Origin of the sequence: Bradyrhizobium valentinum (assembly GCF_001440405.1) — a bacterium.
In the GTDB taxonomy this organism is placed as follows: domain Bacteria; phylum Pseudomonadota; class Alphaproteobacteria; order Rhizobiales; family Xanthobacteraceae; genus Bradyrhizobium; species Bradyrhizobium valentinum.
This window is the reverse complement of record NZ_LLXX01000170.1, coordinates 21,866-39,063: the sequence shown is the minus strand read 5'-3', so window position 1 is coordinate 39,063 and position 17,198 is coordinate 21,866. Positions and strand designations below refer to the sequence as shown.

The window sequence follows — 17,198 nt, the reverse complement described above, 5'->3', positions numbered from 1 at the left end:
TCAGGTGCCGGCGTAGAAGTAGGAAGCCAGCCGGGTCTGGATGTTTTCCGCAATCTCCTGCGCGGCGCGATCTTCGGCGTCGCGGAAGGCCCGGGCGCGAGCGAAGCGCTGCAACTGGCCGGGGATGTCATAGGACACGCGGGAGAAAGTCGTGCCCGTCATGACCGACTTGTTGGTGGCGAGATCGATCAGATTGTACTGCGCGTCGATGCCGTAGTTCTCGCTGGAGGGCAGCGCGGTGGTGGGATCGATCATCAGCGAGCTGCGGGTGGTGTTGAAGCGCAGCACCAGCCGATGGGTCGGCGGCATGCCGGTGGCATTGCCGTAAAGCTTGAACGCCAGCGCGTTGCGGATCTCCACCTGGATCCTTGCTTCGCGGGAAGCATTTGGCTTATCGACCGGCGGAATTTCAACGCCCATCAGCTTTTCGCGCAGGCCAGGCTTGCCGTCGTTACGTTCGGCGTACATTGGCTGGAAACAGCCGGCCGTGAGCGCCGCCAGAGCGGCGACGGCGATGAGCCGGACAGCGATCCGGGTCCTAGCCAACGACATTCACGATCCTCATGGGAACAACGATTACCTTGCGGACGGCCTTGCCGCCGAGAGCGACCTTTACCGCATCGAGCGCCAAAACGGCAGCCTCAATTTCCGGATTTTGGGCGACCCGTGGCACGGTAACATCACCCCGCTTCTTGCCGTTGACCTGGACCACCAGCGTGACGGTGTCTTCAACCAGCAAATCGCGTTCGATTTGGGGCCAGTTGGCCTCCGAAATCAGCCCGGACTGCCCCAGAACCTGCCAGCACTCCTCGGCCAGGTGCGGCATCATCGGAGCGAATAACTGAACCAGGATGACCGAGGCCTCCCGGACCGCCCAGGCAACGTCCGGCGCCGGCTTGCCCCCGCGGCCCAGCACCTCGGCCAGTGCGTTGGTGAATTCTCTGATATGGGCGAGGCAGACGTTGAAATGCAGCCGCTCGATCCCGGACGACACCTTGTCCAGCGCGCCATGGGCCGCTTTTCGCAAGGCAAGCGCATCCGCGCCGAACGAGGCCGGCCGGGCCGGGGGCGCCGATTTCGCGATCTCCGCGGATTCGTTTACCAGCCGCCACAGCCGCTGCACGAAGCGCGAGGCGCCCTGCACGCGCTCGTCGCTCCAGATCACGTCGCGGTCGGGCGGCGAATCCGACAGCATGAACCAGCGCGCGACGTCGGCGCCATAGGTCGCGATAATGTCGTCAGGGTCGACGGTGTTCTTCTTCGACTTCGACATCTTCTCGATCGGCCCGATCGAGACTTCTTCGCCGCCATAGATCATGGTGGCGCGGCGTTCTCCGCCGATCGCTTCGACCTTCACCTCGGCCGGCGTGACATAGGTGCCGTCGGCCCTCTGATAGGTCTCGTGCACCACCATGCCTTGCGTGAACATGCCGGCGAACGGCTCGTCCATGCCGATATGACCGGTGGCCTTCATCGCGCGGGTGAAGAAGCGGCTATAGAGCAAATGCAGGATCGCGTGCTCGACGCCGCCGATATACTGATCGACCGGCATCATGCGGTTGGCCACATCAGGCGTGGTCGGCGCTTTCTCGTTCCAGGGATCGGTGAAGCGCGCAAAGTACCAGGACGAATCCACGAAAGTGTCCATGGTGTCGGTTTCGCGCTGGGCCTTAGCCCCGCATTTTGGGCAGGTGACGTGCTTCCAGGTCGGGTGATGGTCGAGCGCGTTGCCGGGCTTGTCGAAGGTGGCATCCTCCGGCAGCGTCACCGGCAGATCGGAGTCGGGCACCGGCACCACGTCGCATTTCGGGCAGTGGATCACCGGGATCGGGCAGCCCCAATAGCGCTGACGCGAAATGCCCCAATCGCGCAGGCGGAAGTTTACTTGGCGCTCGCCGACCGGCGCGTTGCCACGCATTTCCTTTTCCAGGCGCTTCGCAATCTCCTCCTTGGCCTGCTCGATGGTCAAGCCATCCAGGAAGCGGGAATTGATCATGCGGCCGTCGCCATCATAGGCGGTGTCCGTGATGACAAACGCCTTCGGGTCCTGGCCCTCGGGGCAGACCACCGGCGTATTGCCGAGATTGTACTTGTTGACGAAGTCGAGGTCGCGCTGGTCGTGCGCCGGGCAGCCGAAGATGGCGCCGGTGCCGTATTCCATCAGCACGAAGTTCGCGACGTACACCGGCAACTTCCAGTTCGGATCGAACGGGTGAACGGCCTTGATGCCGGTATCAAAGCCCTGCTTCTCGGCGGTGTCGATGATCTCCTGTGCGGTGCCGATCTTTTTCACGTCCGCGATGAACTCGGCGAGTTTTGGATTCTTCGCAGCCGCGGCCTGAGCCAACGGATGATCCGCCGAGATCGCCATGAACTTGGCGCCGAACAGCGTGTCGGGCCGCGTGGTGAAAATCTTCAATTCAGATTCGCCCGCCGGCGTCGTGGCCGGGTCCAGCGCAAAGCGGATCAGCAAGCCTTCGGAGCGGCCGATCCAATTGCGCTGCATCAGCCGGACCTTGTCGGGCCAGCGGTCCAGGCTATCAAGCGCGTCCAGCAGCTCCTGCGAGTACTTCGTGATCTTGAAGACCCACTGGTTCATCTCGCGCTGCTCGACGACGGCGCCGGAGCGCCAGCCGCGGCCGTCGATCACCTGCTCGTTGGCGAGCACGGTCATGTCGACCGGATCCCAGTTGATCTTGCGCTTCTCGCGCTCAGCCAGGCCCGCGCGCAGGAAGTCCAGGAACATCTTCTGCTGATGCTTGTAGTAGCTGGGATCGCAGGTCGCGAATTCCCTGTTCCAGTCGAGCGACAGCCCGATCGACCGCAACTGCTTCTTCATCGCGGCGATGTTGTCGTAGGTCCAGGCCTTGGGCGCGACCTTGCGCTCGATCGCGGCGTTCTCGGCCGGCAGCCCGAAAGCGTCCCAGCCCATCGGGTGCAGGACGTTGAACCCCTTGGCGCGCATGAACCGCGCCAGCACATCGCCAAGCGTATAATTGCGGACATGCCCGATATGGATGCGCCCGGACGGGTAGGGGAACATCTCGAGCACGTAATATTTCGGCCGCGGATCGTCGTTTTTGGAGGCGAAGATCGCCTTTTCGTCCCACTGGCGTTGCCAGCGCGGCTCGGAATCACGGGCGTTGTAACGTTCGGAGGTCATGGAATCTTAAGGGCTTTTTGTGGATTCGGGTCCGGTCCAGAGGACGGCGGACTAGGCCACAAAAGCGGCGGCGGGGTCAACGGCTTGGAGATGCGGAACGGCCATTTGGCAGGTGGGCGAGGGTGGTAGCGATCACCCCGCCATGGCCATCCCGACCTCGTCCACCAGCTTGGCAAAACCGTGCTCGACGACGGTGTTGCGGCCGCGGTGTTTGGCGGCGTAGAGGGCGGCATCGGCCGCCTCGATCAGCTCGCCGGGGGTTTGTGTGTCGCTCGGAAGTGTCGCGGCCACGCCGACGCTAACGGTGACGGTGCAGTAGCTGGAGGTGATGTGCGGCAGGCGGAGGCCCTGAATGGTCGCGCGCACGGTTTCGCCGATCTCGAGTGCCTTCTGCGCGCTGGTGTTCGGCAGCAAGAGGCAGAATTCCTCGCCGCCATAGCGGCCGGCAAAGCCCATTGTGTCGGCAGCGATGCCGGCCAGCGTTTCGCCGATCCGGGTGAGGCAGGCGTCGCCCTCGGGGTGGCCATAGGTGTCGTTGTAAAGCTTGAAGTGATCGACATCGATCATCAACAGCGACAGCTCGCAACGATATTGCTGCGCTTTCATCCACTCGAAATCGAGCCGGCTTTGGAAGCCGCGGCGATTGGCGAGGCCAGAGAGCATGTCGATCGAGGCCATCACGGTGAGCCGGTCATTGGTCGCGACCAGCTCGCGCTCGCGCTGGCTGAGCTGGGCGGCCATCGCGTTGAAGGCGCGGGCAAGCGGCATGAATTCCGACGGCAGCCGGCTGTGCGAGACGCGCGCCGACCAGTCGCCTTCGCCGAACCGCTTGGCCATGCCTGTCATGACCTCGATCGGATTGATGATGAGCTTCTCGGCCCCGATCAGTGCCCCGAGCAGCACGAACAGGCAGACGAGTCCGAGTTGCAGATAGGCGGTGCGGATGTCGCGATTGATCGCGGCCGTCACCCTGTCCTCGTCGATGCTGACGATCAGGCGCGATTGCGTCCCGGGAATACGTGCGAAACTGACGGTGCGCTTGGAGCTGTCGGTGGTGGTGAAGGAAATCGAGCCCGTATCGGAGTTGGAACTTAGCGCTTTGTAGGTGATGGCCGACAGCAGCGGGACGTTGTCGAGCGGCCGGCCGATCATGCTGGCCTGGTCCGGCGGTGCGGCCAGCACGACGCCGGTGCTGTCAATCAACAGCGCTGAAATGCCCGGCCGTCCGCCGAGGTTGGCCATGATCTTCGACAGCCAATCGAGATTGATGCCGGCGACCGCCACGGAATCTTCCTCGGGATTGATCGCCGAGACCGGATAGGCCGCCATCATGATCGGCCGATTACTGACCCTGCCGAACAGATAGTCGCTGAAAATGAAATCGCGGGTTTCCTGCGCCTTCCTGAAATATTCGCGATCGCCAATATTGAGGCCGACCTGAACGTTCAGAGTGGAACACTGCACCACGCCTTCCTTGCTCACGAGCATGATGCTGCGGATCCAGGGCAGGTTGGCGGGCAGGCTGGCGCGCAGGATTTCGCAGCTCCGTCCGATGCCGCTGGAGGCACGGATGTAGGCAGCCGATTTCAGCATCGTCTCGACGGAGGAGATCACCTCGCGCTGGTGCTCGGCGCTGTGATGGGTAATGTTGGCGTATTCTTCCGAAGCGATCGTGATCTGCTTGGCGCGCGCGTCTTCGAGCGAGCGGACGCGCTCGAGCATCAAGGGGGCCACCAGCATCACGGCGAGCATCGCAAGCCGAGCGCGGATTCCCAGAAGCTTCTTGAGTTTGATGCGGTTGCGGCTGAAAATAACGCCAGACATCCCTGCCCCCCACGCCGCAAGCTAGAGCGAAGGTTTCAAAAAGCCTTTCCCGAACTTGGTAAAATTCGAGGAAATGCCGTAAAATCTGCGGGCCCAAATACGACATGAAGCGAGAGAGATGGCGACGCCGCTAACCAAGTCTTTACCAAACGGTCTGGCTCAAGTGGAGCAGGACATCGCGCGCGCGTGCAAGGAGGCGCACCGCGAGCGCGCATCAGTGACGCTGATCGCTGTGTCGAAGACGTTCGACGCCACAGCCATTTCGCCCGTCATCGATGCCGGACAGCGCGTGTTCGGCGAAAATCGCGTGCAGGAGGCCAAGGCGAAATGGCCGGCATTGGTCTCGGCCCATCCCGGGATCGCGCTGCACCTGATCGGGCCGCTGCAATCCAACAAGGCGAAGGAAGCGGTCGCGCTATTCGACGCCATCCATTCGGTCGATCGTCCCAGCATATGCGAAGCGCTGGCCAAGGAAATCAATTCGCAGAACAAACGGCCGGAATTGTTCATTCAAGTGAACACCGGCGAGGAGCCGCAGAAGGCCGGTATCGCGCCCGGCGAGGCCGACGCCTTCATCGCGAGTTGCCGCGACAAATACCGTCTGGTTATTTCTGGCTTGATGTGCATCCCGCCGGTCAACGAGGCGCCGGCGCCGCATTTTGCATTGACCGCCAAGATCGCCGCACGCAACGGGCTGAAAAATCTGTCGATGGGCATGAGCGCCGACTTTGCGGTTGCGATCCTGCTCGGCGCCACGCATGTGCGTGTCGGCTCGGCGATTTTCGGCGCGCGGTAAAAGTCTGTGCCGTCGTCCCTGCGAACGCAGGGACCCATACGCCGCGGCTTATCGGTAAGGCGATGGGGTAGTTAGCATCAGTGCCAACGAGCGACGGTGGTTATGGGTCCCTGCGTTCGCAGGGACGACGTCGAGTGCGAATGAGGCTTACTCAAATCCCACCGACACTTTGCCAAGCGCGCCGAAATCAGCCGCGCAAAAATCGCCCGACTGAATCGGAAGCGGTGCGTGGCAGGTGCCGGTCGTAACGACGCGGCCGGCCTTCAGCGTCACGCCAAGCTGGCGCAGTTCATTGGCGAGCCAGGTCAGTGCGATCCGGGGATCGCCCAGCACGTTCTTGCCGTGACCGGTGAATTGCTGGCCGCGCATCGTGATAACAGGCCGCTCCTCGACGAGATCGCGCGTGCGCCAGTCTGCGTTTGCCGCCGGGCCGAGGACGAACAGATGCGCGCAAGCGTTGTCGGCAATGATCTGCGCGGCGCCGGCGCTAACGAAATCGTCGAACCGCGAATCCGGAATCTCGATGGCCGGATGCAGCGTGTCGACCGCGTCGAGGACCTGCTGCGTCGTGTAGGGCGTAGAGCGCGCCGGCAGATCCACGCGCATGCGAAAGGCGAACTCGGGTTCGGCGACGCGCATTTCATTGCCTGCCATTGAAGCCGTTCCACCGTCAGGGATTACGGTCTCGGCCAGGATGCGCCCGGCCATCGGGCCGTCGACGTTGATGTGCTTTTGTCCGGCTTCGCTGGTGGCCGCGATCTTCCAGCCGAACAAACTTTCGGACGAATATTTTTCGATTTCCGCCTGGATCGCATAGGCCTCAATGCGGTCGCGCGGCCGCAGCGATTCGTCGAGGCCGGAGAATTTGGTGCCGGCGCGCCAGTGATCGTGCAGCGTCTTTGACGCGGCTGTTATCGCGTTCTTGTCGAGCATGTTTTGATTCCCCATCAGCCGATCATGATCTTCGTCCGCGGGCCCATTCGCCGCAACAGCCGCAGCATGGCGGATTTCGTCATCGAAACGCACCCTGCCGTCGGCGAGAAATTGGGGCGCGCCAGATGCAGAAACACGGCGCTGCCGCGGCCGGCGATTCGCGGCGCGCTGTTGTGATCGATTTCGACAATGAAATCGTAGAGGTGGTCCTCTCGCGTCAGCCGGTCACCGGCCTGATCCCGGACCAGGCGGATTGGCTGATTGTAACGGCGGTCCCGCGGATCTTCGCACCAGGCGTCTTCGGGCCGGATCGGCCGGACTGGCAGATAGGTCCGCGGCCTGGGATGGCGGTCGGCGCGCCACCACAGTTGCAGCGGACGGTATGTACCCCGCGGGGTGCCGCCGTCGCCCTCCCGTTTGTTGGCAAGGATCCCGCCGCGACCAAGTGCCACCGGCACGGTCCAGCCGTCCGCCGTCAGCCAGCCTCGGCGCGGATCGCCGGCAGCCCTTTGTACTCGAATTGCGGAAAGTGGCCGATCACGCGCTGTTGTCGGATAAGTGATTGAAATAGCGTTATTTTCCATGCCAATGCCTGAATTCAGGGGTTGCCTGCCCGGCCCACAATTGCCCCATTTGGCGCCATTACAGGACATTCATCCAAACGCGCCTCAAATTTGGGATAGACTGCGGTTCGGCTTGTGAAACTGTAACAATCTCTTACCTCAATGCGAATCAGTGCCTGAAGACCCGGCTTGCTTGCAAAGTTTGCCCGCGAATCAGGTTGTCCATCGACCAAGACCCGGCTTGAGACGCTTCCACTTGTGTCCGCCGCCTGCCCCAAGAGGATCGTATCCTATGCCCAATGCCCGCAAGATCCTGATCGTGGAAGACGACAACGATCTGCGCGACACGCTGGTCGAGCAACTATCGCTGCACGAGGAGTTCGAAGCTTCCGCGGTCGATACCGGCGCCAAGGGCGCCAGCGCCGCCAAGGCCAATTCCCCAGATCTGGTGCTGATGGATGTCGGCTTGCCGGATACCGACGGAAGGGAAGTCGTGCGCAGCCTCCGAAAGGGCGGCTTCAAGGCGCCGATCATCATGCTGACCGGCCACGACACCGATTCCGACACGATCTTGGGGCTCGAATCGGGCGCAAATGATTACGTCGCAAAGCCGTTCCGGTTCGCCGTCCTGCTCGCCCGGATCAGGGCGCAGCTCCGCCAGCACGAGGCCAGCGAGGACGCGGTGTTTTCCGTCGGTCCCTACAGCTTCCGGCCCGGCTCCAAGATGTTGACCGCCGCCAATGCCAGGAAGGTGCGGTTGACCGAGAAGGAAACCGCGATCCTGCGCTTCCTGTATCGCGCCGGCCAGTTGCCGGTGTCACGCGAGACGCTGCTGCAGGAAGTCTGGGGCTACAATTCGGGCGTCACTACGCACACGCTCGAAACCCATATCTACCGTCTCAGGCAGAAGATCGAGAAAGATGCGGCCAACCCGGAAATCCTGGTGACGGAAGCCGGTGGCTACAAGCTGGTGCCGTGATACGATTCGCAGCCACGATTCGTAATTTTCGCGCATCCCGGTCAACGGTCCATGTCGATCGAAGATGATGTAGCCCTGCTCGAGCGGGTCCCCACACTACGCCTGTTGGGAACGACGGCTCTACGCATGCTGGCGATCGGTTCGGAGCAGCGCGATTTCTCACCCGGCGACTATCTGTTCAATGCCGGCGACGAGGCGGATGCGGGCTATATCGTTCAGCGCGGTTCGATCCGCGTCGAGGACGGCGGCGCCGAAGTCGTTGCCGGTCCCGGCGCCCTGATCGGCGAATTGGCGCTGATCGTCGCGATGAAACGGCCGTCCAGCGCGGTCGCGCTTGATCATTCCTCGGTGATCCGGGTGGCGCGCAGCTTGTTTCAACGCGTGCTCGAAAGCGATCCTGCCGCGGCGCGCCGTCTGCGCGACGAACTCGCGACCCGCACCAGCCAGCTCACCAGCGATATTTTGATGGCCGGCGCCAAGCTGAATATCTGACCGCTACACTTCCAGCGTTACCGTCACCGGTACGTGGTCGGACGGGCGCTGCCAGCCGCGGGCATCGCGGGTGATGCTGAAATCGGTGACGCCGTCTTTGAGCGCGCGCGAGACCCAGATGTGATCGAGCCGCCGGCCTCGGTCGCCCACCGTCCAGTCGGCGGCGCGGTAGCTCCACCACGTATATACCTTTTCCGAAAGCGGGATCCGCTCGCGCGCGACGTCGAACCATTCGCCATGGGCTTGTGCTGCGAGCAGCTTCTCGCATTCGATCGGCGTATGCGAAACGACCTTCAAAAGCTGTTTGTGCGACCACACGTCGTTCTCATGTGGTGCGACGTTGAGGTCGCCGACCAGGATATGCCGGTCGTCGCCGCGCGGATGCAGTGGCTCGCACGCCTTCATCTCGTCGAGAAATTTCAGCTTGTGATCGAATTTCGGATTGAGCACCGGATCGGGAATGTCGCCGCCGGCCGGAACATAAAAATTGTGCAGCACTACCGGCTTCGCTAGCTGCGCCTTCTCGCCGAACGCCACCGAGATGTGACGCGAATCGATCTTGTCGCAGAAGGTCCTGATATCGGTAGCGTCGAACGGAAGTTTCGAGACGATGGCGACGCCGTGGTAGCCCTTCTGCCCGTTCAGCGCGATATGCTCATAGCCGAGACGCTTGAAGCGCTTCAGCGGGAAAGCGTCGTCGATGCATTTGGTTTCCTGCAGGCACAGCACGTCCGGCCGCGCCGATTTGAGGAATTTGGCGACGATGTCGATGCGCAGGCGCACCGAATTGATATTCCACGTTGTCAGGGAAAAACGCATGAAGGCCGTGTATTACCACGGTTCCGGGCGCGGATTCTGTTCTCTCCACAGAAAGAATGGAAGAAAGCGCGCCGTTCAGTTCGCTGGAGTAAAGTAGTTGGTGAAGTCGATCTTGAACAGGCCGGGGTCGACCTTCTTGGACGAGTCCAGATTGTAGACCGCAACCGTGGTGTCGTAGCCCTGCGGGTCGGTCACCGTCCATTGCTTGAGCTGGCCGTCCTTGGTGCCGACCATCAGCATCAACCGGCTGGTGCCGATCAGGGCCTGCTTCTCCTCGATGGTGACGCTGATGTAGACGTCATCGGCCGTGACGTTGACGACATTGGTGTCCTTCAGCAGATCAATCCGGTCTGACAGCAGGAAGCGCAGCGGCGTCTGCGACAGCGGATAGATGTCCTGGGTCGCAAGCTTCGTATCGCGCACGGCTAGCGACGAGCCATCGGCGATAATGGCGATCGGGCTCGGATCCTCATATTCGAAACGCACCTTGCCCGGCTTCTGGATGTAGAAATCGCCCTTGGTCTTGCTGCCGTCGGGCCCGACCTGGACGAAATTTCCGACCAGCGTTTGCAGCGAGGACAGATAGGAACTCACCCGAGCAGCCTGCGCCTTCTGGTTGGCATCGAAGGTTGCAAAAACATTGGCCGGGACGTTGCGGCGCGGGTCGGGAATCACCGGGTTCGGCGGCGCCTGGGTGGCGCCGGTGGTCATCGGCCCCTTTTTTTCCTGCGCGCTCATCTGCACGTTGCCGTCGCGGGTCTTGGGCGCGGGCTTCGGAACCGGCACCGTCTGCGAGAGAGCCGGCGTCGCGAAGCCCGCGATGGATGTGGCGATCAAAAGAGCCAGTCCGGAGCGCAGCCCGCGATGGGTGTGTTGTTGTGTCATCAGATATTTCAGATCTCTATTCGACGAGGTATCCCGCTGCCAGCCATTTTATCGTGCTTTCGAGCCTAGGAGATATCGTTTTTCCGTGAAAATAGTTGCGCCGAATCCCGTTCGGCGCTGGCACCCTAGAATCCGCCCTCTTCTTCCTCGACCAGAATTTCGCGTTTGCCGGCGTGATTCGCCTGTCCAACGATGCCTTCGAGTTCCATCCGCTCCATCAACGACGCGGCGCGGTTATAGCCGATTTGCAGCCGGCGTTGAATGTAGGATGTCGAGGCCTTGCGGTCGCGCTTGACGATCGCAACCGCCTGCGCGAACAGGTCGCCGCCACCATCGCCCCCCATGCCGGTGGAATCGAACACCGCGCCGTCCTCTTCGCTCGGCTCTTCCGCGGTGACCGCTTCCAGATATTCCGGCTGGCCCTGCGTCTTGAGATGACGCACGACCTTCTCGACTTCCTCGTCGGAGGCGAAGGGACCGTGCACGCGGCTGATGCGGCCACCGCCGGCCATATAGAGCATGTCGCCCTGGCCGAGCAGTTGCTCGGCGCCCATCTCGCCGAGAATGGTGCGGCTGTCGATTTTCGAAGTGACCTGGAATGCGATGCGGGTCGGGAAGTTTGCCTTGATGGTGCCGGTGATCACGTCGACCGACGGACGCTGCGTGGCGAGGATCACGTGGAGACCCGCGGCGCGCGCCATCTGTGCCAGGCGCTGCACCGCGCCTTCGATGTCCTTGCCGGCCACCATCATCAGGTCGGCCATTTCGTCGACGATGATGACGATATAGGGCAGCGGTTCGAGGTCGAGCTTTTCTTCCTCGTAGATCGCCTTGCCGGTTTCCTTGTCGAAGCCGGTATGTACCGTGCGCGTCAGTTCCTCGCCCTTGCCCTTGGCTTCGACGAGGCGCTGGTTGTAGCCGTCGATGTTGCGCACACCGAGCTTGGACATCTTCTTGTAGCGTTCCTCCATCTCGCGCACGGCCCATTTCAGCGCGACCACCGCCTTCTTCGGATCGGTCACGACCGGCGTCAACAGATGCGGAATGCCGTCATAGACGGAGAGTTCGAGCATCTTGGGATCGACCATGATCAGGCGGCACTGATCCGGCCGCAGGCGATAGACCAGGCTGAGGATCATGGTGTTGATGGCGACCGATTTGCCGGAGCCGGTGGTGCCGGCGATCAGCATGTGCGGGGTGCGCGCCAGATCGATGATGATGGATTCGCCGCCGATGTTCTTGCCGAGGCAGAGCGGCAGTTTCGCGTGCGACTCGTCCTTCGTGGTCAGCAATTCGCGCAGATAAACCTTCTCGCGATGCGCATTCGGCAGTTCGATGCCGATGGCGTTGCGGCCGGCGACCACGGCGACGCGGGCGGAAAGCGCGCTCATCGAGCGGGCGATATCGTCGGCAAGGCCGATGACGCGTGAGGATTTGATGCCGGGCGCCGGTTCGAGTTCGTACAGCGTCACGACCGGGCCGGGATTGGCCTTGACGATCTCGCCGCGGACGCCGAAATCACCGAGCACGCCTTCCAGCGCGCGCGAATTTGCCTCCAGTTCCGCCTTGCTGAGCGGCTGCCGGTCAGACGCCTTGGGCGCCGTCAGCATCGAGACCGAAGGAAGTTCGAATTTCTCGGACTTGCGCGCCGGCGCACGCGGCGCGGCCTTCTTGCGCGGAGCGCGAGCGGCCGGGACTTCCTCGTCTTCCTCTTCTTCCTCGTCCTCGAATTCTTCTTCCTGCGGGGCCAGTGCCGGTGCGGCGCGGCCGCTGAGGCTCGGTTCCTGGCGTTCGAACGATGCCGTGCGAGGCGGCGGCGAACTCGACACAAGCGAGCGGTAGGCCGCGCTCAACAGCCATCCGAGCCGCGCCTTTGCGCTCATCAGAGCATGGTACACCCATCCGAGCGACACCGAACTGCGATCCCCTTCTTCCACGAAGGGCGCGTCATCGTCCTCGATCGGCGTCAGCTCTTCATCCCGCGCGCGCGAGCCCCAGCCGCTGGCAAACAGAAAGGCCGCGAACATCGCCGCGAACAAAATGATGCCGAGCACCAGACGATAGGTGAAGCCGGCCGGACCGAATACCACGGCGGGCGCGCGCACCAGCGCGTCACCGACGACGCCGCCAAGGCCGGTCGGCAGCGCCCACCCTCCGCCATGCGGCCAGCAGCTTGCAAAACCTGCCGCGATCACCGTGCAGAGAATCCAACATCCAAGGCGCAGCGCCTCGCGGTCGAAGGTGCGATGGGTCAGCATGCGCCAGCCCCACACCGCGACGGGGAGGATCAGCATGATCGCGCCGAGGCCGAGAATCTGCATCAAGAGATCGGCGCCGATCGCGCCGGGGTAGCCGAGAACGTTGCGGATCGGACGTGACGTCGCGTGGCTCAGGCTCGGGTCCTGCACCGACCACGTCATCAACGCTGCCGCCGCGACGCCGGACAGCGCGATTAAGCTCAAGCCGGCAAGCTCGCGCAGGCGTCGCGCCAGCGCGTCTCGGATCGAGACCGGCAGATGGCCGACCAGGGGAATAACACGTTCGATCGCTGGCATGCTCATGGGGCCCTGCGATTAATCCAGAATTTCGACCAGCCGGTGCAATGCCTCGGCTGTTGATTCGCTGTCTGAAACCAGCGCGAGACGGATGTAGCCTGCGCCGGGATTGAAACCGTCGTTCTGCGGCCGCGACAGATAACTTCCGGGGATCACGCGGACGCCCGCGTCCCGATAGAGTTTAACCGCCGCCGCCTCGTCGCCGCCGCGCTCGGATACGTCGAGCCAGACGCAGAAGCCGCCGGCGGGCCGCACATAGCCGTAGCGGCTGCCGAGAATCTGGTCGGCGAGATCGAACTTGATGCGGTAAAGCCTGCGGTTTTCTTCGACATGCGCCTCGTCGCTATAGGCAGCGACCGCGACGTGCTGCAGCGGCACCGGCACCTGGGGTGCTGCGACATTGCGCAATTCGTGAAAGGCCGCGAGAAACTTTCGGTCGCCGGCAGCAAAGCCGACGCGCATGCCGGGCAGGTTCGAGCGCTTCGACAGCGACTGGAAAGCAACGACGTTGGTGAAGTCGGGCCCGGCGCATTCGAGCGCGCTGCCCGGCGCCTGCCTGGTGTAGATTTCCGAATAGCACTCGTCGCTCAGGATCATGAAGCCATAGCGGTCGGCGAGTTTCTTCAGCCGCGTGAAGTAGCCGCGCGAGGCGACGGCGCCTTGCGGATTGGCGGGCGAGGCAATGAACATCGCCACGGTTCTGGCCAGCGTCGCTTCGTCGAGCGCATCGAGATCCGGCAAGAATCCGTTGGTGAGCGTGGTCGGCAGGTAGATCAGTTCGCAACCGGCAGCGCGGGCGCCCGCGCCGTAGGCCGGATAAAACGGGTTGGGCATCAGGATCGCGGGCTTGCCCTTGCGCGGGCCGACATAACGGGCGGCCGTGATCGCGGCAAAGAACAGCCCTTCGCGGCTGCCGTTCAGCACCAGGATTTCACTTTCGGGATCGACCGGCCGGGGCAGGTCGAACCGGGTGGTCAGCCAGCTTGCAGCGGCGCGCCGGAACGGCTCGATCCCTCTGGCGAGGGGATAGCGGCCGAACTCACCAATGTGTTTCGCCAGGACCGGCCCGACAAAGCCGGGGACCGGGTGCTGCGGCTCGCCTAATGACAGCGTAATCAATGGCTTGGCCGGCTGGTACGGCGCCAGCAATTCGGCCGTCCTGGCAAAAGGGGAGCGCTCGGCCTGACCGGCAGATACGCTGCCGGCGCCCTGCGCCACGCCGGAAGAGGCAGTCATTGCCATGTCTGAAACGCCAGCACTTTCAATAGCGGTCGGGGGACTTACCCGATGACCGGAAACACATCAAACCACCATAGATACGGCGAGGTTAAGACGCGATTAACCATCGGCCGACCGGTACAATTTGCGCGGTATTACCATATCTAAGGTCGGTATTACCGCTGCAGAGGGCTGCCATGGCAACGACAGTCACAAGTAAGGGCCAAGTGACGATTCCAAAGCCCGTGCGCGAGCACCTCGGGATCGCTCCGGGAAGCCAGGTCGAGTTCCGGCGTGCCACCGACGGCAGCATCGTGATCGAGAAAGTCGAAGCGACGAGGGAACCCAGTCGCCTTGCCAAGCTGGTCGGCATATCGGGACCCGGTCCCTCCACGGATGAAATCATGGCGATCACGCGCGGGGATTAGTCCGTGACGCTCGATCACGCCGGAAAGCGACGCACGTACCTAGTTCCGGCCCGGCCCGGGTTCGGCAAATCCGTTTCAGAAAAAGAAAGGGGCTCCAGCTTGCGCTGGAGCCCCTCAACGGTCAGGGCATTGCCGGGTATGTGCCCCGAACCGGAGTTATGGATGCGATCCTCGAGGGATCGCACCCCGGGAGAACCTACATGTTGTAAGCGCGCTCCGTGTGCTCGGTGACGTCGAGGCCTTCACGCTCGGTCTCGACGTTGACGCGCAGGCCGACGATGACGTCGACGACCTTGAAGAGGATCGCCGAACCGATGCCCGACCACACCAGCGTGGTGCAGACGCCCCAGAACTGAGAGGTCATCTGGGCGACGAAGTCGTAGTCCGCGATCTTGCCTGCGGCGTAATCCATGACGCCGGTACCGCCGAGGGCCGGATTCACCAGGATGCCGGTGCCGAGCGCGCCGACGATGCCGCCGACGCAGTGGACGCCGAACACGTCGAGCGAGTCGTCATAGCCGAGCGAGTTCTTTACCACGGTGCAGAAGAACAGGCAGACGACGCCGACCACGAGACCGAGCACGATCGCCCCCATCGGACCGGAATAGCCGGCCGCGGGGGTCACCGCCACGAGGCCAGCCACCGCGCCCGACAATGCGCCGAGCACCGAGGGATGGCCCTTGACGATCCATTCCGCGAACATCCAGGCCATCGCCGCCGCTGCAGTTGCAACGAAGGAGTTGGTCATGGCGAGCGCGGCGCCGCCGGAGGCTTCGAGGTTCGATCCGGCGTTGAAGCCGAACCAGCCGACCCAGAGCAGCGAAGCGCCGATCATGGTCATGGTCAGCGAGTGGGGAGCCATCAGCTCCTTGCCGTAACCGACGCGCTTGCCGATCAGGAGCGCACCGACGAGACCGGCAATACCGGCGTTGATGTGCACCACGGTGCCGCCGGCGAAGTCGATCGCGCCCTTCTTGAAGATCCAGCCGGCGTCGGCATTGATCTCGTCGAGCTTGGCCTGAGCCGCGGTCTTCGCCGCACCGTCAGCCGCCGCAGCGAGCGCCTTGGCCGCGTCCGTGATCAGGTCCGGTCCGGGCCAGTACCAAACCATATGCGCGATCGGGAGGTAGATCAGCGTGACCCAGAGCGGGACGAACAAGGCCACCGCCGCGAACTTCATGCGTTCGGCGAAGGCGCCGACGATGAGGGCGGGGGTGATCGCCGCGAACGTCATCTGGAAGCAGATGTAGATGAGCTCCGTGATGTTGGCGTCGACACTGAAGGTCGCCGCTTTCGACTCGAGGGTCACGCCCATCAGGAAGGCCTTGGAGAAGCCGCCAATGAAGTCGGAACCGCCGGTGAAGGCGAGGCTGTAGCCATAGAGCGCCCAGAGCAGGACGACGATGCAGACGGTGTAGAAGACCTGCATCAGCACCGAGAGCATGTTCTTGGACCGGACGAGACCGCCGTAGAACAGAGCGAGGCCGGGGATCGTCATCAACAGCACCAGCACTGTCGACGTCAGCATCCAGGCGTTGTCACCCTTGTTGACGGTTGGCTCGGCGTAAGCAGCGGTCGCGGCGAACAGGCCGACTGCGAGGGCCGCCAGTCCCGCGCCATAGGGACGTTTGAACGTCATTTGAATCTACTCCTGAGTGGTAAGGTTTGAGCGCGAAATCAGAGGGCCGCGGCATCCGCCTCGCCGGTGCGGATGCGAACCGCATGGTCGAGGTTGATGACGAAGATCTTGCCGTCGCCGATCTGTCCGGTCTTGGCAGCGGATGTGATGGCGTCGATGGTCTTGTCGACCTGGTCGGAGGCGACAGCGACCTCGATCTTGATCTTGGGCAGGAAGCTCACGGCATACTCAGCACCGCGATAGATTTCCGTGTGGCCTTTCTGACGCCCATAACCTTTGACTTCCGTCACCGTGAGACCATGAACGCCAATGGCGGTCAGGGCGTCGCGGACTTCTTCGAGCTTGAATGGCTTGATGATCGCCATAACAATTTTCATGGGTCTTGGTCCCCGCTTGGGCCCGGTTCAGAGCGGCCGGGCGTTCTCGACTGAGGTTCACCACGCGGAGGTGTTCGCTACGCGGGCACAGCCAGGACCCTTAGAATCAAATGCCGTGCCAGATCGAAGCCATTCCCTAACAGATTATGAATGCGGCCCTTTTCGCCCTTTGCGGGGATTGCACTTTCCCGCGCCATTCCGTCGCGCCCAAAGTGTAGTCAGGCCTGCTCAAATCGTGAGCAGGTGCTGCCTAGCGACACAATCCTGCTTAGCGGCAGGGCAAAGAAACGGTAACGGAGTGGGTGGCCTATTGCAGCGCCTCGCCGTGCTGCGAAATATCGAGGCCTTCCAGTTCCTGCTGCAGCGACACCCGCAGCGGCGCGAACACGCCCACCAGTTTCAGCAGCACAAAGGTGACGCCGGCTGACCACACCAGCGTGGCGGCGACCCCATAAAGTTGGATCAGGACCTGCTACGCGTTGCCTTCGAGCATTCCAGCGGTACCGCCGCCGCGAAGCTGCCGAGCC

The 17,198-nt window shown here is 62.7% G+C and carries 15 protein-coding genes and 1 pseudogene; 4 read left to right on the top strand and 12 right to left on the bottom strand.

Features of this window, described 5'->3' with window-relative positions; all coding sequences use genetic code 11:
* The 3 genes from lptE to CP49_RS30095 form a co-directional block, all read right to left on the bottom strand.
* The gene (lptE, locus tag CP49_RS30105) at nucleotides 1-552 is read right to left on the bottom strand and encodes an LPS assembly lipoprotein LptE (protein ID WP_057853757.1); all 552 of its coding nucleotides are present in this window, start codon (nucleotides 550-552) and stop codon (nucleotides 1-3) included.
* Nucleotides 539-3,163, bottom strand: a complete 2,625-nt coding sequence (gene leuS / locus CP49_RS30100; protein WP_057853756.1) for a leucine--tRNA ligase — start codon at nucleotides 3,161-3,163, stop codon at nucleotides 539-541. Before leuS ends, lptE begins: the two co-directional genes overlap by 14 nt.
* Before the next feature lie 132 nt (nucleotides 3,164-3,295).
* Nucleotides 3,296-4,987 carry a sensor domain-containing diguanylate cyclase gene (locus tag CP49_RS30095; RefSeq protein ID WP_057853755.1) on the bottom strand — a complete coding sequence of 564 codons (1,692 nt, stop codon included), beginning with the start codon at nucleotides 4,985-4,987 and terminating at the stop codon, nucleotides 3,296-3,298.
* Nucleotides 4,988-5,105: 118 nt separating this feature from the next.
* Between CP49_RS30095 and CP49_RS30090 the strand changes: the two genes are divergently transcribed.
* Complete coding sequence (locus CP49_RS30090) at nucleotides 5,106-5,783, top strand: YggS family pyridoxal phosphate-dependent enzyme (protein ID WP_057853754.1); 678 nt, start codon at nucleotides 5,106-5,108, stop codon at nucleotides 5,781-5,783.
* Between the two features lie 147 nt (nucleotides 5,784-5,930).
* Here CP49_RS30090 and CP49_RS30085 read toward each other — a convergent pair whose 3' ends face one another.
* Together CP49_RS30085 and CP49_RS30080 are read right to left on the bottom strand one after the other, a co-directional pair.
* On the bottom strand, nucleotides 5,931-6,716 hold the full coding sequence (locus CP49_RS30085; RefSeq protein WP_057853773.1) for a 2-keto-4-pentenoate hydratase: 786 nt from the start codon (nucleotides 6,714-6,716) through the stop codon (nucleotides 5,931-5,933).
* A gap of 14 nt (nucleotides 6,717-6,730) precedes the next feature.
* On the bottom strand, nucleotides 6,731-7,300 hold the full coding sequence (locus tag CP49_RS30080) for a L,D-transpeptidase family protein (protein WP_057853753.1): 570 nt from the start codon (nucleotides 7,298-7,300) through the stop codon (nucleotides 6,731-6,733).
* A gap of 271 nt (nucleotides 7,301-7,571) precedes the next feature.
* On the opposite strand from CP49_RS30080, the gene CP49_RS30075 reads away from it, so the two are divergent.
* Both CP49_RS30075 and CP49_RS30070 read left to right on the top strand, forming a co-directional pair.
* On the top strand, nucleotides 7,572-8,258 hold the full coding sequence (locus CP49_RS30075; protein WP_057853752.1) for a response regulator transcription factor: 687 nt from the start codon (nucleotides 7,572-7,574) through the stop codon (nucleotides 8,256-8,258).
* A 51-nt stretch (nucleotides 8,259-8,309) separates the two neighbouring features.
* The gene (locus tag CP49_RS30070) at nucleotides 8,310-8,750 is read left to right on the top strand and encodes a cyclic nucleotide-binding domain-containing protein (protein WP_057853751.1); all 441 of its coding nucleotides are present in this window, start codon (nucleotides 8,310-8,312) and stop codon (nucleotides 8,748-8,750) included.
* A 3-nt stretch (nucleotides 8,751-8,753) separates the two neighbouring features.
* Here the strand turns inward: CP49_RS30070 and CP49_RS30065 are convergent, their stop codons facing one another.
* The 4 genes from CP49_RS30065 to CP49_RS30050 all read right to left on the bottom strand — a co-directional run bounded on the left by CP49_RS30065 (nucleotide 8,754) and on the right by CP49_RS30050 (nucleotide 14,251).
* Entirely contained in the window at nucleotides 8,754-9,569 is an 816-nt protein-coding gene (locus CP49_RS30065) for an exodeoxyribonuclease III (RefSeq protein ID WP_057853750.1), read from the bottom strand.
* A gap of 75 nt (nucleotides 9,570-9,644) precedes the next feature.
* Nucleotides 9,645-10,454, bottom strand: a complete 810-nt coding sequence (locus tag CP49_RS30060) for an outer membrane lipoprotein carrier protein LolA (protein WP_156438739.1) — start codon at nucleotides 10,452-10,454, stop codon at nucleotides 9,645-9,647.
* A 125-nt stretch (nucleotides 10,455-10,579) separates the two neighbouring features.
* The gene (locus tag CP49_RS30055; RefSeq protein WP_057853749.1) at nucleotides 10,580-13,015 is read right to left on the bottom strand and encodes a DNA translocase FtsK; all 2,436 of its coding nucleotides are present in this window, start codon (nucleotides 13,013-13,015) and stop codon (nucleotides 10,580-10,582) included.
* Nucleotides 13,016-13,027: 12 nt separating this feature from the next.
* Nucleotides 13,028-14,251, bottom strand: coding sequence for an aminotransferase class I/II-fold pyridoxal phosphate-dependent enzyme (locus tag CP49_RS30050; protein ID WP_057853748.1), 1,224 nt, complete (start codon nucleotides 14,249-14,251; stop codon nucleotides 13,028-13,030).
* A gap of 173 nt (nucleotides 14,252-14,424) precedes the next feature.
* Here CP49_RS30050 and CP49_RS30045 point away from each other — a divergent pair, with 173 nt between their 5' ends.
* A complete protein-coding gene (locus CP49_RS30045; RefSeq protein ID WP_057853747.1) occupies nucleotides 14,425-14,655 on the top strand; it encodes an AbrB/MazE/SpoVT family DNA-binding domain-containing protein in 231 nt (76 codons plus the stop codon).
* 196 nt (nucleotides 14,656-14,851) lie between these two features.
* Here CP49_RS30045 and CP49_RS30040 read toward each other — a convergent pair whose 3' ends face one another.
* The 3 genes and pseudogenes from CP49_RS30040 to CP49_RS43595 all read right to left on the bottom strand — a co-directional run.
* Complete coding sequence (locus tag CP49_RS30040) at nucleotides 14,852-16,294, bottom strand: ammonium transporter (protein WP_057853746.1); 1,443 nt, start codon at nucleotides 16,292-16,294, stop codon at nucleotides 14,852-14,854.
* A gap of 38 nt (nucleotides 16,295-16,332) precedes the next feature.
* Nucleotides 16,333-16,671 (bottom strand): P-II family nitrogen regulator, encoded by a 339-nt coding sequence (locus CP49_RS30035; protein ID WP_008142813.1) that lies wholly within the window; start codon nucleotides 16,669-16,671, stop codon nucleotides 16,333-16,335.
* Between the two features lie 307 nt (nucleotides 16,672-16,978).
* Nucleotides 16,979-17,179, bottom strand: a pseudogene (locus tag CP49_RS43595) (ammonia channel protein); the annotation flags it as partial.
* Nucleotides 17,180-17,198 lie beyond the last annotated feature (19 nt).

What these genes read in the sequence shown, in the direction of transcription:
- CP49_RS30055 (WP_057853749.1), bottom strand. Translation starts at nt 13,015, where the DNA reads ATGAGCATGCCAGCGATCGAACGTGTTATTCCCCTGGTCGGCCATCTG.
- CP49_RS30040 (WP_057853746.1), bottom strand. Translation starts at nt 16,294, where the DNA reads ATGACGTTCAAACGTCCCTATGGCGCGGGACTGGCGGCCCTCGCAGTC.
- CP49_RS30060 (WP_156438739.1), bottom strand. Translation starts at nt 10,454, where the DNA reads ATGACACAACAACACACCCATCGCGGGCTGCGCTCCGGACTGGCTCTT.
- CP49_RS30075 (WP_057853752.1), top strand. Translation starts at nt 7,572, where the DNA reads ATGCCCAATGCCCGCAAGATCCTGATCGTGGAAGACGACAACGATCTG.
- CP49_RS30035 (WP_008142813.1), bottom strand. Translation starts at nt 16,671, where the DNA reads ATGAAAATTGTTATGGCGATCATCAAGCCATTCAAGCTCGAAGAAGTC.
- CP49_RS30095 (WP_057853755.1), bottom strand. Translation starts at nt 4,987, where the DNA reads ATGTCTGGCGTTATTTTCAGCCGCAACCGCATCAAACTCAAGAAGCTT.
- CP49_RS30080 (WP_057853753.1), bottom strand. Translation starts at nt 7,300, where the DNA reads ATGGAAAATAACGCTATTTCAATCACTTATCCGACAACAGCGCGTGAT.
- CP49_RS30050 (WP_057853748.1), bottom strand. Translation starts at nt 14,251, where the DNA reads ATGGCAATGACTGCCTCTTCCGGCGTGGCGCAGGGCGCCGGCAGCGTA.
- CP49_RS30065 (WP_057853750.1), bottom strand. Translation starts at nt 9,569, where the DNA reads ATGCGTTTTTCCCTGACAACGTGGAATATCAATTCGGTGCGCCTGCGC.
- CP49_RS30070 (WP_057853751.1), top strand. Translation starts at nt 8,310, where the DNA reads ATGTCGATCGAAGATGATGTAGCCCTGCTCGAGCGGGTCCCCACACTA.
- leuS (WP_057853756.1), bottom strand. Translation starts at nt 3,163, where the DNA reads ATGACCTCCGAACGTTACAACGCCCGTGATTCCGAGCCGCGCTGGCAA.
- lptE (WP_057853757.1), bottom strand. Translation starts at nt 552, where the DNA reads ATGTCGTTGGCTAGGACCCGGATCGCTGTCCGGCTCATCGCCGTCGCC.
- CP49_RS30090 (WP_057853754.1), top strand. Translation starts at nt 5,106, where the DNA reads ATGGCGACGCCGCTAACCAAGTCTTTACCAAACGGTCTGGCTCAAGTG.
- CP49_RS30045 (WP_057853747.1), top strand. Translation starts at nt 14,425, where the DNA reads ATGGCAACGACAGTCACAAGTAAGGGCCAAGTGACGATTCCAAAGCCC.
- CP49_RS30085 (WP_057853773.1), bottom strand. Translation starts at nt 6,716, where the DNA reads ATGCTCGACAAGAACGCGATAACAGCCGCGTCAAAGACGCTGCACGAT.